The sequence below is a fragment of the Streptomyces sp. CNT372 genome, assembly GCF_000377145.1.
The window spans coordinates 115,759-129,663 of record NZ_KB897792.1; the positions used below are offsets into that span (position 1 = coordinate 115,759).

A 13,905-nucleotide genomic window follows, 5' to 3' on the forward strand; every position below is an offset into this window, starting at 1 on the left:
GCCCGAGCGCAGGCCCCCGGCCCGGGTCCCGTTGCCGGGGCCCCGGCCCCGCCCGTCAACCGGGTCCGGGAGACGTCAGTCCCCCAGGACCCGTCGCAGATACGCGTTGTGGAAGAGCCGCTCCGGGTCCAGCCGGTCCCGGAGCGCCGTGAACTCGCCGAAGCGCGGGTAGACCTCCGCGAGGTATCCCGCCTCGCGGGTGTGGATCTTGCCCCAGTGCGGACGTCCGCCGTGCGCCGTCATGATCCGCTCCACCGCCGTGAAGTACGCCCGGTACGGCGTCCCCCGGTACATGTGCACCGCCACGTACGCCGTCTCCCGGCCCGACGCCGTCGACAGCGCGATGTCGTCCGCCGGGGCGGTGCGCACCTCCACCGGGAAGCTGATCCGCAGCGGCGAGCGCTCGACCATCGCCCGCAGCTCCCGCAGCACGGCCACCGCCGCCTCCCTCGGCAGGGCGTACTCCATCTCCACGAAGCGCACCCGGCGCGGGGATGTGAAGACCTTGTAGGGGATGTCCGTGTACGTCCGCGCGGACAGGGCCCGGCTGGCGAAGCGGGCGATGGCCGGGATCGCGGCGGGGACCGCCCGGCCCACGGAACAGGCCACCTGGAACGCGCCGTTGGAGAGGAGTTCGTCCTCGATCCAGCCGCTGACCGCCCCGGGCGGTGCCGCCGGGCCCGCGCTGCGGTTGTTGCGCTTGGTGTTGCAGTTGTCCGTGTGCGGGAACCAGTAGAACTCGAAGTGCTCGTTCTCCGCGTGGAGCGCCTCGAAGTCGGCGAGGACCCGGTCGAAGGGCATCGGCTCCTCCCGTGCGGTGAGCAGGAAGACCGGCTCCACCGCGAAGGTGATCGCCGTCACGACACCCAGCGCGCCAAGCCCGATCCGCGCGGCGGCGAAGACCTCCGGGTTCTCCGTCTCGGAGCACCGCAGCAGGGACCCGTCCGCCGTGACCAGTTCCAGGCCCTTGATCTGCGCGGCGATCGACGCGGAGTCGCGGCCCGTGCCGTGCGTACCGGTCGAGGTGGCCCCGGCGACGGTCTGCTCCATGATGTCGCCCATGTTGGTGAGCGACAGGCCCTCCCGGGCGAGGGCTTCGTTCAGCCGCTTCAGAGGGGTGCCGGACTCCACCGTCACCGTCATCGCCGAGCGGTCGATCCGCCGGATGCCGGTCAGCAGGTCGGGGCGGATCAGCAGCCCGTCGGTGGCGGCGATCGAGGTGAACGAGTGGCCGCTGCCGACCGTCTTGACCCGCAGTCCGTCCTCGGCGGCCCGGCGCACCGCGTTCGCGAGCTCCTCGGCCGAGGCCGGCCGCGCCTCGCGCCGCGGAGTGCCGGTGACCGTCCCCGCCCAGTTACGCCACGTGCTCCGCCCGTTCCTCGGCCTGCCCAGAGTTGCGCTCACGCTGTCCCTCCCGCATCGGCACCGGCCTGCGCAGCCGGCGGTATCCAAGGAACGCCACCAGCGCCGCGACCACTCCCGAGATCCCGGGCACCGCGTACGCGGCAGCGGCGCCGTGCGCGTCCACCACCCAGCCGGCGGCCGACGAGCCCAGCGCGACACCGACAGCCAGCCCCGTACTCGTCCAGGACATGCCCTCGGTCAGCTTGCTGCGCGGTACATGGGCTTCGACGAGGGCCATCGTCGTCACCATGGTCGGTGCGATGGCGAGACCCGCGACGAAGAGTGCCACGGCCAGGATCGGCAGGCTCCCGGCCAGTTGGAGGGGGATCATACTCACGGCCATCGCACAAACGCCCAGGACCCACCTGCGGGAGGGGTCGCCCTTGAGGTGCATCAGGCCGAAGACCGCGCCGGCCAGGCAGGACCCCAGCGCGTAGACCGCCAGCACCCAGCTCGCCGCCGCCTTGCTGCCCGCCTCCTCGGCGTACGCGACGGTCACCACGTCCACCGCGCCGAAGATCGCACCGGTCGCGACGAACGCGGCCACCAGCACCTGGAGCCCGGGGGACCTGAGCGCCGAGCCCCCGGTGTGGTGCTCCGCCGGGTGCGGCACGGGCTCGGTGGCCCGCTGGGCGGTCAGCCACCAGACGCCGACCAGCAGGAACCCGGCCGCCAGCAGCGGGCCGGCCTCCGGGAACCACATCGTCGACAGGCCGATCGAGATGATCGGCCCGAAGATGAAGCACACCTCGTCGATGATCGACTCCATCGAGTACGCCGTGTGCAGTTCGCGCGGGCGCCCCTCGTAGAGCGCCGCCCACCGGGCGCGGGTCATCGCGCCCACGCTCGGCACACAGCCGCCGACGGCGGTGAACGCGAACAGGGTCCAGTCCGGGGCCTCGAACTTCGCGCACAGCAGCAGCCCGGTGACGGCGAGCATGGCGAGCAGGGTGGCCGGGCGGAGCACCCGGCGCTGCCCGTACCGGTCCACGAGGCGGGAGATCTGCGGGCCGAGCACGGCGGCGGAGAGCGCGAGGGTCGCGGTCAGCGCGCCCGCCAGGGCGTAGCGGCCGGTCAGCTCGGAGATCATGGTCATGATCCCGATGCCCATCATGGACAGCGGCATCCGGCCGAGGAAGCCGGCGGCGGAGAACCCCAGGGTGCCGGGGGTGGCGAAGATCGCGCGGTACGGACTGGGCAAGGGGGACTCCGGTAAGGCGTATGGGCAGCCTTCACAGATTACGCGCAGTCCGCCGCCGCGCGCACCGCAGTATTCGGCGCCCGTGCACCGGGGCGGACCGGCCGGGCCGAATGCCCCCGCCCCGCCGCCGGGTGGCAGGATCGACCCATGTCCGATCTGCGTGATCCCGCTCCGTACGACGCCCTTCTGCTGCTCTCCTTCGGTGGCCCCGAGGGCCCGGACGAGGTGGTCCCGTTCCTGGAGAACGTGACCCGTGGCCGGGGTATCCCGACCGAGAGGCTGAAGGAGGTCGGGCAGCACTACTTCCTCTTCGGCGGCGTCAGTCCGATCAACGACCAGAACCGGGAACTCCTGGCGGCGCTGCGCGAGGACTTCGCCGGGCACGGGCTCGACCTGCCGGTGTACTGGGGCAACCGGAACTGGGCGCCCTACCTCACCGACGCCCTGCGCGAGATCACCCTGGCCGGCCACCGGCGGGTGGCGGTCCTGGTCACCAGCGCGTACGCCTCGTACTCCGGCTGCCGCCAGTACCGCGAGAACCTGGCCGACGCACTGGCCGCCCTGGAGGCCGAGCAGCTCACCCCGCCGAAGGTGGACAAGCTGCGGCACTACTTCAACCACCCCGGCTTCGTGCGCCCCATGACCGACGGCGTCCTCGCCGCCCTCGCCGACCTGCCCGAGGAGGTCCGGGCGGGCGCCCACCTGGCGTTCACCACCCACTCCATCCCGAACGCCGCCGCCGACACCTCCGGCCCCGCCCACGAGCACGGCGACGGCGGAGCCTACGTACGCCAGCACCTGGACGTCGCCCGGCTGATCGCCGACGCCGTCCGCGAGGAGACCGGCACCGGGCACCCCTGGCAGCTCGTCTACCAGTCCCGCAGCGGCGCCCCGCACATCCCCTGGCTGGAGCCCGACATCTGCGACCACCTGGAGGACCTGCACGGCGCCGGGGTCCCCGCGGTCGTGATGGTGCCCATCGGCTTCGTCTCCGACCACATGGAGGTCCTGTACGACCTCGACACCGAGGCCACGGCGAAAGCCGCCGAACTGGGCCTGCCCGTCCGCCGCTCGGCCACCGTCGGCACCGACCCCCGCTTCACCGCCGCCGTCCGCGACCTCCTGCTGGAACGAGCCGCCACCGAACGCGGCATCGACGCGGAACGCTGCGCCCTCGGCACCCTGGGCGCGAGCCACGACCTCTGCCCGGCCGGCTGCTGCCCCGCCCGCACCCCCCACCCCGCCGCCGCCGGCGCCGACAGCCCACGGACCTGAACCCCCACCCACCCCGCACCGAGTACCCGGTACGTGTGCCCGAGCCTGAAGAAGGAGTTCGGCCTGGCCGTGCTCGAAGCCATGGAGGCGGGTCTTCCCGTCTTCGCGCCGCAACGCGGCGGGATCCCCCACCACCTGCGCGACGCGGTCAACGGCATCCTCCTGGACACCTCTTCGGTCGCCTCCCTGTCACGGGGCCCGGCGCGGCTGCGCTCCTGCCCCGAAGGGGGACGGGTGCGCCTCGCCAACGCCGGTCGCGAGACCGTGAGCCCCCGCTTCTCGGCCGCCGTCATGGCGGACCCCCCCTCCCGGCAACACGCGGCCGTGTGCGGATCACCGGACCCGAACGGCAACCCCGGCCGCGGCCCGCACGCGGCCGCGGGAGTCCAGTAGAAACTTCAACTACTGGTGCAACCGATCGGCCCCTGCCGCCGGAAGGGTCTTCCACACAGGCACGGAACCTCCGCCACCGGACCAGAGGAAGACAGCCATGACCTCTCGCACCACCGCCGCGGCTCTGGCAGCAGGAATCGCCGTCGTCATGACCGCGGCCACCCCCGCCCTCGCGCAGCCGCACAGGGCTTCGGACGACCAGGCAACCGTCTCGGTGCTCCACGCCGTACCCGGGCTGACGGTCGACGTGTACGCCGGGGACAAGGAACTGATCCCCGACTTCGCGCCGGGCACCCTCACCGATCCGATGAAGCTGGACGCCGGATCGTACGACATCAAGATCTTCAAGGACGGCGACGGCCCGGGCGGGAAGCCCGCCGTCGAGAAGAGCGTCGACGTTCCCGGGGGAGCGAACGCGACGCTGGTCGCGCACCTCACCTCCGACGGCACTCCCGCCCTGGCCGCGTTCGTCAACGACACCTCCCAGGTCGCCGCGGGCAAGGGCCGGCTGACCGTCCGGCATGTCGCGGCAGCCCCGGCGGTCGACGTCCGGGCCGACGGCACGGCGGTGTTCGAGGACCTGGTGAACCCCGAGGAGGCGTCCGCCGAGGTGGCCGCCGGAACCGTGTCCGCCGACGTGACCCTCGCGGGCACCGAGACGGTCGCGATCGGCCCGGCCGATCTCGACGTCGCCGAAGGCAGCCACACCATCGTCTACGCGTGGGGCAGCGCCGACGACAAGAACCTCGCGCTGAAGACCCAGAGCATCACCGGCATGCACTCGGCGCCGGCGGGCGTGCCGGCCGGCGAGACCGGCGAGGCCGCGGCGGCCTCCAGCCGCGACCTGACGCTCGGTGCCCTCGCCCTGGGCGCGGTCCTCACCGTCGGCTCGGCGGGCATCGTGCTGCGGCGCCGCACGAACTCCGCCTGATCCACGGGTGTGCGACGCCCCGCGCGCACACCCGTCGTGCCACCGCCGGCCGTCTCGTTCCGCCCCGGGCGGAGCGGGACGGCCGGCGGTCCCAGGAACCGGACGAGGAGGGACCGATCGATGCGAACGTCCCGGGTACGGCGCGCCGCGCGCCCCGCCGCGGTGGCAGGGCTCGCCGGCGCCCTCCTGGCAGGTCTGCTGGTGGTCTTCGCCCGGGGGGCGCAGGAGACGCCCGGCAGGGGGGACTTCGGCCCGGCCTCCCCTGCGGCGGCCCTGCCCGCGCCGGAGGCCCGGCGCACACCGACCGGTTCCGGGCCCCCGCCCGCCGTCCCGGGAGGCGACGGGATCCCCGGGGAGCCGACGCGGCTGGCCCTCCCCCGGCTCGGGTTGCGCGCGCCGGTCGACCCCGTCGGCGTCGCGGAGGACGGCCAGGTCGAGGTCCCGGCCGACCCCGGACGGGTCGGCTGGTACCGCTTCTCCCCCGGGCCGGGATCGGGCTCCGGCTCGTCGGTCGTGGTGGGCCACGTCGACGACAGAGAACAGGGGCTGGGCGTGCTGGTGGCACTGAACGAGGTGAGGCAGGGCGACCGGGTCACGGTCAGCCGGTCGGACGGTGACGTCGTGTCCTACGAGATCGTCGCGCGACGCACCGTCGCGAAGTCGGAGCTCGCCGGGACGGACGCGTTCCGCCGCACCGGAAGGCCGGTACTGACGCTCGTGACCTGCACCGGCCCCTTCCTCCCCGAACGGGGCGGATACCAGAACAACCTGGTCGTCACCGCGGTGGAGGTACCGGCATGACGGCGGTGTGGGGAGGGGGCCAGGTCCTCGCGGCGGGCGTGGCGGCCGGGACCGCGGTACCGGAGGACCGTCTGGGCGAGGGCTTCGCCGCGGGCGACGAGTCCTGCCTCAACGACGCCTACCGTCGTTGGGGCGCACTCGTGTTCACGGTCGCCGTGCGCAAGCTCGGGGACCAGGAGGAGGCGAAGGACGTCACCCAGCAGGTGTTCGTCGGCGCGTGGCGCAGCCGCGCGACCTTCGACCCCGGCCGGGCGGCCCTGCGGGCGTGGCTGATGGGGATCGCCCACAAGAAGATCGCGGACGCGCTGGAGCGCCGTACCCGGCACCTCCGGGTCCTCGGCGCCGTCGCGGCCGTGGCGGGCGCCACGCGCCAGGACTCCGCCGGGACGGATTCCGTGGTGGACTACGTGGTGCTCACGAGGGAGCTGGAACGGCTTCCGCCGCAGCAGCGGCGTGTGCTGACCATGGCCTTCTACGACGACCTGTCCCAGTCGCAGATCGCGGAACGCACCGGCCTGCCGCTGGGGACGGTGAAGAGTCACACCCGGCGCGGGCTCACGCGCCTGAAGAACCGGTTGGAGGTGGACGGTGGAGCACGTCGATGAGGAGACGCTGACCATGATGGCCCTCGGCGAGCACACCACGCTCCCGGCGGTCCAGCACGTCCACCGGTGCGCGCGCTGCCGGGAGGAACTGGACGCGCTCCGGGCCGTCGTGACCGTCATGCGGACGACGCCGCCCGACGAGCGGGACCTGGTCGCTCCGCCCGAGAGCGTCTGGCGGGCGATCGCCGGTGAACTGGGCGTGCCCGGACCACGCGCCCCGGACCCCGGCCCCACGGGGGAGCGGCCGGTCGTCCCCGTCACCACCGGGCGTGGGCGGTCGTCGCCCGCCCGCCGCCGGGGCCGCTTCGTCGTCGGACTCGCCGCCTGCGCCGCCCTCCTCGGTGCCGCCGCGGGCAGCACGGTGACCTGGTGGACCCTGCGCCCCGAGACCCGGACCGAGGCCGCACCGGGGGCGTCCCTGGCCCCCTTGCGTGACAACGCCGCCGGCTACGCCGGGCTGGGGAGCGAGGACGGGCACAGACGGCTCACCGTCTTCGTCGAGGGCCTGCCCCGGACATCGGGCTACTTCGAGGTGTGGCTCATGGACCGGACCCACACCAAGCTGGTGTCGATGGGAGTGCTCGGCCCCGACGGCCGCGCCACCCTGCCCGTCCCCGACACCATCGACCTGAGCGAGTACTCGGTCGTGGACGTGTCCGTCCAGTCCTACAACGGCAAGCCGGACCACTCCGGTGACAGTGTCGTCCGTGGGCCCTACCGGACCTGACGGGGAAACGGAACCCGCGCCGGGCGCTGAGCGGTGCGGCAGCCGGCCGTGCCGAACCGCGGAGCAGGCAGCGGCCCCCGGCACGCCCCCGCCCTTCGGCACCGCTCCCCGGCCCGTCTCCTCCCCCGGCGCACGGCGCCCCGCGCCGAGCCGCGGGCGGGCCCCGGGTTTCCGGGAGCCGCCCGCGGCCCGGCGATGCGGCCGCTTCAGCAGAGCGGTGCGGGCCGCTGCTCGCCGCCGTCCTGCCGCGTCGTGCGGAGTTCGCAGGGGTCGACCCCGGCGGCGGTGAAGGCCGCCACGGCCTCGGCCGTGTCCGCGGCATCGAGGGACGGCGTGCGCGAGAGGAGGAACCCGGCGGAGCGGTCGTCGTTCGTCACCGCGGCCCAGGTGTAGTCGGCGGCGAGTCCCACGACCACGTAGTTGGCCTCACGGGTGTGCAGGTAGCCGCCGGACGGACGGGGCAGGAAGGACACGTTCAGACGCGTGCCCGAGTCGTCCAGCGGCCGGGCCGCGCCGTTCACGGCACTGGTGGAACCCCACCAGGTGGTGCAGGTGTTGCGGACCCCGACGGTTCCGTCGGCCCGCGGGACGTACCGCGCCATGACGTTCTTCTTGCACTGGAGCTCGAAGAACTGCGGTACCGCGGCCACTTGGTACCACGTGCCGGCGTAGCGGCCCGGATCCACCTCGGCCGGCCCCCCGGCGGTCGTGCCGGGCAGGGCGGTCCGCTCGCCGGTGACGGCCGTGGCGGGGGCGGCCGTGGCGGGGGCGGCCGTGCCGGCGAGGGCCAGGGCGGTGAGGGCGGTCGCGAACGCCGAGCGGCCGGCAGGACGGTACACGCGCATGCTGAAGCTCCTTCGTCAGAGAACCACTACGGAGCGTGTTTCCGGTTCCGGCGCAGGATCGGATTCACTCCGCGGCTTCACTCCGCGGCCGCGGGCGGTGCGGCGCCCGGCGTCCGGCGTCCGGCGTCCGGCGCCTTAAGGATTGTTAAGGCGGAAGGGCTGAGCGGCCCCCCGGAGCGCCCCGTACTGAAGGGCACACGGAACCCGACCGGCCGCCCCCGCGGCCGGGGACAGGAGCCCCCTCGTGGCACGCAGGAAGACCCTCAGCGGCAAGAAGAAGATCGCCCTCCTCGCCGGCGCGGCAGCGCTCGTCGCCGGCACCGCGATCGTCATGACCGGCACCAGCCAGGCGAGCGTCGCGTGCGACGGGTTCGCCCAGGCGATCCGGAACAACGAGAACTTCATCGCCGGTCAACGGGCCAATCCGGACGCCCAGTCGGCGGCCCGGATCGCCAACCGGGAGGCGGTCATCGCGCAGATCGGCGTGCAGCAGCGGGCCGCGGGGTGCGAGGTGGGCGAAGGGGGTGGCGACCAGGCGGCGCCGCCCCCGGCCCAGCCGCCCGCCGAGCCCCCGGCCGGCGAGGCGCCCCCGGCGGAGGCCCCGCCGGAGAACGGCGCGGGCGGTGAGGAGGCCGGCGGGAACGCGGGCGGCGGCGCGGCGGGCGAGGTCGTCTGCGCCGGGTCGACGGTGACCCTGTCGGGCGAGGGCGGCGCACCGGCGGCGTCCAGCGGGCAGTTCCCGGTCGGGACGCAGCTGCGGGTCACCAACCTGGACAACGACAAGTCGACGACCGTCGAGGTGACCTCGGTGTCCGGGAGCTGCGCGCTGCTGAACAACGCGGCCTTCGAGCAGGTCCGCGAGCCCGGCAAGTTCCTGATCCGCAACGCGCGGATCGAACGCGTCGGCTGACCCCCGGAGACCTCCTCCGGACCCGACCGCGGTCCGGCCGGGCCAGGGACACCCCGTCCACGGTCCCGGCCGGCCGGACCGCGCGGCGGGGCGGCGCACCGGTCGCGCTCTTCTCCCACTGCTCCGGGGAACGCGACCGCCCGGGCGGACCGCACACCCGCCCCGCCGCCCCGCCCCCTCCGGGCCGCGCACACCGCCGTCCCCCCTCACGGCGCGTGCGCGGCCCGGCCGCGTGCGCGGGTGCGCCCGGAGGGCGGCGGAACGCCCGGAGGGCGGCGGAACCACTGTCCCCGGGGACGTCAGGACCCGAGGAGGGATTCCGCTTCCGCGAGGATCTCCGTGATGCGCAGGCCGAAACGCACATCGCACGGGTGCGGGCGGCCCGTGCGGACCGCGTCCAGGAGTTCGTCGACGGCGGTGCGGAAGGAGGTCACCGGGTCGCCCCAGCCGTCGGGCAGTTCGGCGCGGCCCCGTTCGCCGTACAGGACCAGGCTGACGCCCGCGGCCCCCTCGGGGGCGCCCAGGCCGAGGGTCACGGTGCTGGACGCGCCGGTCGCGTGGCGCAGGACCAGGTGGGTGGTACCGGCGGGGCCCCGCGCGGCGGTGACCCCGGTGACGTCGCCGAGGACGGGGAGCAGCGCGGAGAGCGCGTGCGGGCCCACGTCCCAGAGGGCGCCCTTCTCCCGGCGCCAGGGGGACGCGGCGAAGGGACTGTCCGAATCGGAGGCGTACAGCGAGTTGAGCCACTGGGCGTGGGCGGTGAACCAGCCGTCCGCCGCGCTCTGTTCGCCGACCCAGGCGGCCGTCGGCCCGGCGAAGCGGAGGGTGCAGAAGACGACGGAGGCGACCCCCGCCCGCTCGGCCGCGCGGGCGGTCTCCCGGGCCGCGTCGGCGGTGGTGGCCACCGGCTTGTCGAGCAGCAGATGGCACCCGGCGTCGGCGGCCCGGACGGCGAGAGGCGCCTGGACGTCCGGGGGCACGGAGAAGGCGACGGCGTCGCTCGCCTCGAACAGCGCGTCGAGTCCGTCCTCGCCGGTGAACGCGGTGGTGCCGTGGGCCTCGGCGAGCGCGGCGCCCGCCTCGGGGCGGCGGGCCCACACACCGGAGAGGGTCACGGCGGGGTGCCCGGCGAGCGCGGGGGCCTGGGTCATCCCGGCCCAGGGGCCCGCCCCGACGAGGCCGATACGCAGGTGCTTGGTCATGCGCACATAGTGCCCGCAGGGGCGCCGGCCCCTGCGGGCACCCCGGCACGAGGCCGCCGCACGGGCAGCGGCCCCGGCCCCGGCTCCGGCTCCGGCTCCGGCTCCGGCGACTGCCCCTGCCCCTGCCCCTGCCCCAGCTCGGCACCGGCTCTGCCCCGGCCGTATACGACGGGTGTGCCCGGGGCCCGCGGGACGGGCCGCGGCACAGGCGCGGGAGGCGTCCGGCACCGGGCGAGGGGTGCGTAACGCGGGGTTCACAAACGGGCAACGGTCGGGAAATCGCGGATTGCGAAGCTGCGCGGCATACCGCTGCACCCGCAAAGGATGAGGCCCCGTGAGCATCAAGGCTGAGTACATCTGGATCGACGGCACCGAGCCGACCGCCAAGCTCCGCTCGAAGACGAAGATCCTCCCGGCCGGTTCGGCGACCGGTCTGGCCGACCTGCCCGTCTGGGGCTTCGACGGTTCCAGCACCAACCAGGCCGAGGGCCACGCCTCCGACCGCGTGCTCAAGCCCGTGTTCGTCTGCCCGGACCCGATCCGCGGCGGCGACAACATCCTCGTCCTCAACGAGGTCCTCAACATCGACATGACGCCGCACGAGTCCAACACCCGTGCCGCGCTGGTCGAGGTGGCGGAGAAGTTCGCGGCGCAGGAGCCGGTCTTCGGCATCGAGCAGGAGTACACCTTCTTCGAGGGCGAGCGCCCCCTCGGCTTCCCCGCGGGCGGCTTCCCGGCCCCGCAGGGCGGCTACTACTGCGGTGTCGGCTCCGACGAGATCCACGGCCGGGACGTCGTCGAGGCGCACCTCGACAACTGCCTCGCCGCCGGCCTGGGCATCTCCGGCATCAACGCCGAGGTCATGCCCGGCCAGTGGGAGTTCCAGGTGGGCCCGCTGGCCCCGCTGGAGGTCGCCGACCAGCTCTGGGTGGCCCGCTGGCTGCTCTACCGCACCGCCGAGGACTTCGGCGTCTCCGCGACCCTGGACCCCAAGCCGGTCAAGGGCGACTGGAACGGCGCGGGCGCGCACACCAACTTCTCCACCAAGGCGATGCGCGAGGGCTACGACGCGATCATCACCGCCTGCGAGTCGCTGGGCGAGGGCTCCAAGCCGCTGGACCACGTCAAGAACTACGGCGCCGGCATCGACGACCGCCTGACCGGTCTGCACGAGACCGCCCCGTGGAACGAGTACAGCTACGGCGTCTCCGACCGCGGCGCCTCGGTCCGCATCCCGTGGCAGGTGGAGAAGGACGGCAAGGGCTACATCGAGGACCGCCGCCCCAACGCCAACGTCGACCCCTACACGGTCACCCGCCTGCTGGTGGACACCTGCTGCTCGGCCCTGGAGAAGGCCGGCCAGGTCTGACCACGACCCCGGACCCGGGAAGGGGGCGCCCGCCGTCGGCGGGCGCCCCCTTCCGCATGTCCGCGAAAGGGACCGGGCGGGCGGCGGCCCTCGCCGCCGGTCTGGGGCTGGTGTGGTTCGCGCTCGGGGTCGCCACGGGCCCCGGCCTGGTCCGCGCCCACTTCCGGATCGCCGCCGCAGCGCTCGCACCGGACCGACGGGAGGAGCTGGCGCGGCGCGTCGACCGGCTGACCGAGACCCGGCACGACGCGGTGGACACCTCGGCGGCCGAACTGCGCCGTGTCGAGCGGGACCTGCACGACGGCGCACAGGCCCGGCTGGTGGCGGTGGGCATGAGCCTGAGCACGGTCGAGGCCCTGATCGAGAAGGACCCGGCGCAGGCCACGCTGCTGATCGCCACCGCGCGGGAGTCCTCGGCGGAGGCACTGACGGAGCTGCGGGACCTGGTGCGCGGCATCCATCCGCCGGTGCTGGCCGAACGCGGCCTCGGCGACGCGGTGCGGGCCCTCGCCCTGCGCCTGCCGGTCCCCGTGGAGGTGGCGGTGGAGCTGCCGGGCCGCGCGGACGCCCCGGTCGAGTCGGCCGCGTACTTCGCGGGGTGGACGTCCGGCTCCCGCCGTCGCACACCGACGAGGGGCTCCAGTGCGCGCTCGCCGCCCGCCGGGCCCGGCCGGGCCTGCCGGTGCTGGTCCTCTCGCAGCACGTCGAGCAGCTGTACGCGCGGGAGCTGCTGGCCGACGGCGCCGGCGGGGTCGGGTACCTGCTCAAGGACCGGGTCTTCGACGCGGAGCAGTTCGTGGACGCGGTGCGCCGGGTGGCGGCGGGCGGGACGGCGATGGAGCCGCAGGTGATCTCGCAGCTCCTCGCCCGCCGCTCCGGGGACCGGCCGATGGGCGGGCTGACCCCGCGCGAGCTGGAGGTCATGGAGCTGATGGCGCAGGGGCGATCGCCGCGCAGCTCGTGGTGACCGAGCGGGCGGTGGCGAAGCACACGTCCAACATCTTCGCCAAGCTGGATCTGCCGGTGTCGGAGGACGACAACCGGCGGGTGCCGGCAGTACTCGCCCATCTGGACCACGGGCGGACCGGGTGACCGTACCGACCGGGCGGCGGTGTCCGGGATGGGCGGCAATCACCCCTATGCCACTGGAGGTTCGAACGAAAAGCGGCCGACGGTGAACACCCCATGAGCCACTCCCGTATGGAACGGCGCGCTTCTCCCTCTGCCGGGACCCCCTTACCCATCCCTACACCCGGCAACGAAGCAGAGGAGTTCCATGGGACGCACATCAAGAAAACGCTCGAAGCTGGCCAACCGGGCGATCGCCGCCACGGCCGCCCTCGTCATGGGCGGGGGCGGGCTGATCGCGGCCAATTCCTATGCCTCTGCCGGACAGGGCTGGTGGCCAGGCGGGAAGGGCGATCAGCAGCAGAACCGCGCCAGGACCGTCGCGGGTCAGCAGGTGTCCACCATCGACTGCCCCGATGTCGGCAACTCCCTCCGGGAGGTGCCGGACGACCAGCGGTTCGCGGTCGACCGGGAACTGGCCACGCTGGACACCCAGATCACCACCTCGTACCAGCGGCTCGCCGAGAACAGGCAGCGGGTGGCCGCGGACCGGTCGTTCGGCGAGAACCAGATCCTGGCGCCGCTGCGCAACGAGCGACTGGTGATCATCCAGCGGATCGTCGCGCTGATCGACCGCTCGGCCGAACGCCCCCAGGGCCTGGAGAAAATGGCCCCCTGCACCCTCCGCAACGACGACGCCGGCAACAACAACGGCGGCGGGAACGGGGGCAACGGGAACGGCGGCGACAACGGCAACGGCGACGGCCAGGACAACGGTCAGAACGGTGGCCGGAACGGCGGTGGTGACCAGGGCGGTGACAACGGCGACGGCCAGGACGGTGGCGGTGGCGGGTTCGGCGGGCAGGCCGGCAACGGCCCCGTCGCGGGCGACTTCGTGAACATCCAGGACGTCCAGCCCAACGTCTCCCAGCCCCGCCAGAAGCGCGGCGCCTCCCGCGGCACCTTCACCACCGACTGCGGCGTGAACGCAGGCGGCCTCTTCAACCCCGACAACGTCATCGTCGCCCCCGGCGTCGCCAACGGCGCCCACCACATGCACGACTACATCGGCAACCAGGCCAACGACGCCTTCGCCAGCGACGACGACCTCGCCAACGGCGCCACCACCTGCCGCAACCAGGGCGACCGCTCCACCTACTACTGGCCCGTCCTG

Annotated in this window: 12 protein-coding genes and 3 pseudogenes; 11 read left to right on the forward strand and 4 right to left on the reverse strand. The window is 73.9% G+C overall.

Going from position 1 to position 13,905, the window contains the following annotated elements; genetic code table 11:
• Positions 1-75: 75 nt before the first annotated feature.
• Together C593_RS0126800 and C593_RS0126805 are read right to left on the reverse strand one after the other, a co-directional pair.
• Positions 76-1,404 (reverse strand): D-arabinono-1,4-lactone oxidase, encoded by a 1,329-nt coding sequence (locus tag C593_RS0126800; RefSeq protein WP_486591193.1) that lies wholly within the window; start codon positions 1,402-1,404, stop codon positions 76-78.
• The gene (locus C593_RS0126805; protein WP_018850414.1) at positions 1,355-2,605 is read right to left on the reverse strand and encodes an MFS transporter; all 1,251 of its coding nucleotides are present in this window, start codon (positions 2,603-2,605) and stop codon (positions 1,355-1,357) included. Before C593_RS0126805 ends, C593_RS0126800 begins: the two co-directional genes overlap by 50 nt.
• A 147-nt stretch (positions 2,606-2,752) precedes the next feature.
• Between C593_RS0126805 and C593_RS0126810 the strand changes: the two genes are divergently transcribed.
• From C593_RS0126810 to C593_RS0126835, 6 genes are all read left to right on the forward strand, one after another.
• The gene (locus tag C593_RS0126810; protein WP_018850415.1) at positions 2,753-3,880 is read left to right on the forward strand and encodes a ferrochelatase; all 1,128 of its coding nucleotides are present in this window, start codon (positions 2,753-2,755) and stop codon (positions 3,878-3,880) included.
• A 33-nt stretch (positions 3,881-3,913) separates the two neighbouring features.
• Positions 3,914-4,273: a glycosyltransferase gene (locus C593_RS0126815; protein ID WP_018850416.1), complete on the forward strand. Its 360-nt coding sequence runs from the start codon at positions 3,914-3,916 to the stop codon at positions 4,271-4,273.
• Positions 4,274-4,370: 97 nt separating this feature from the next.
• Entirely contained in the window at positions 4,371-5,204 is an 834-nt protein-coding gene (locus tag C593_RS0126820; RefSeq protein WP_026278113.1) for a DUF4397 domain-containing protein, read from the forward strand.
• A 120-nt stretch (positions 5,205-5,324) separates the two neighbouring features.
• The gene (locus C593_RS32735; RefSeq protein ID WP_018850418.1) at positions 5,325-6,005 is read left to right on the forward strand and encodes a class F sortase; all 681 of its coding nucleotides are present in this window, start codon (positions 5,325-5,327) and stop codon (positions 6,003-6,005) included.
• A complete protein-coding gene (locus tag C593_RS0126830; RefSeq protein ID WP_018850419.1) occupies positions 6,002-6,610 on the forward strand; it encodes a sigma-70 family RNA polymerase sigma factor in 609 nt (202 codons plus the stop codon). Before C593_RS32735 ends, C593_RS0126830 begins: the two co-directional genes overlap by 4 nt.
• On the forward strand, positions 6,594-7,337 hold the full coding sequence (locus C593_RS0126835; protein ID WP_018850420.1) for an anti-sigma factor: 744 nt from the start codon (positions 6,594-6,596) through the stop codon (positions 7,335-7,337). Before C593_RS0126830 ends, C593_RS0126835 begins: the two co-directional genes overlap by 17 nt.
• A 206-nt stretch (positions 7,338-7,543) precedes the next feature.
• Here the strand turns inward: C593_RS0126835 and C593_RS0126840 are convergent, their stop codons facing one another.
• Entirely contained in the window at positions 7,544-8,182 is a 639-nt protein-coding gene (locus C593_RS0126840) for a lipocalin family protein (RefSeq protein WP_018850421.1), read from the reverse strand.
• A 244-nt stretch (positions 8,183-8,426) separates the two neighbouring features.
• On the opposite strand from C593_RS0126840, the gene C593_RS0126845 reads away from it, so the two are divergent.
• Positions 8,427-9,092, forward strand: a complete 666-nt coding sequence (locus tag C593_RS0126845) for a hypothetical protein (protein ID WP_018850422.1) — start codon at positions 8,427-8,429, stop codon at positions 9,090-9,092.
• 299 nt (positions 9,093-9,391) lie between these two features.
• Here the strand turns inward: C593_RS0126845 and C593_RS0126850 are convergent, their stop codons facing one another.
• Positions 9,392-10,294, reverse strand: a complete 903-nt coding sequence (locus C593_RS0126850; RefSeq protein WP_020610403.1) for a Gfo/Idh/MocA family oxidoreductase — start codon at positions 10,292-10,294, stop codon at positions 9,392-9,394.
• A 334-nt stretch (positions 10,295-10,628) separates the two neighbouring features.
• Between C593_RS0126850 and glnII the strand changes: the two genes are divergently transcribed.
• From glnII to C593_RS0126880, 4 genes and pseudogenes are all read left to right on the forward strand, one after another.
• Positions 10,629-11,663, forward strand: a complete 1,035-nt coding sequence (glnII, locus tag C593_RS0126855; RefSeq protein ID WP_018850424.1) for a glutamine synthetase — start codon at positions 10,629-10,631, stop codon at positions 11,661-11,663.
• A 71-nt stretch (positions 11,664-11,734) separates the two neighbouring features.
• Positions 11,735-12,259, forward strand: a pseudogene (locus C593_RS32100) (sensor histidine kinase); the annotation flags it as partial.
• Between the two features lie 2 nt (positions 12,260-12,261).
• Positions 12,262-12,755: pseudogene (locus C593_RS32740) on the forward strand (LuxR C-terminal-related transcriptional regulator); the annotation flags it as partial.
• A gap of 184 nt (positions 12,756-12,939) precedes the next feature.
• Positions 12,940-13,905: pseudogene (locus C593_RS0126880) on the forward strand (DUF1996 domain-containing protein); the annotation flags it as partial.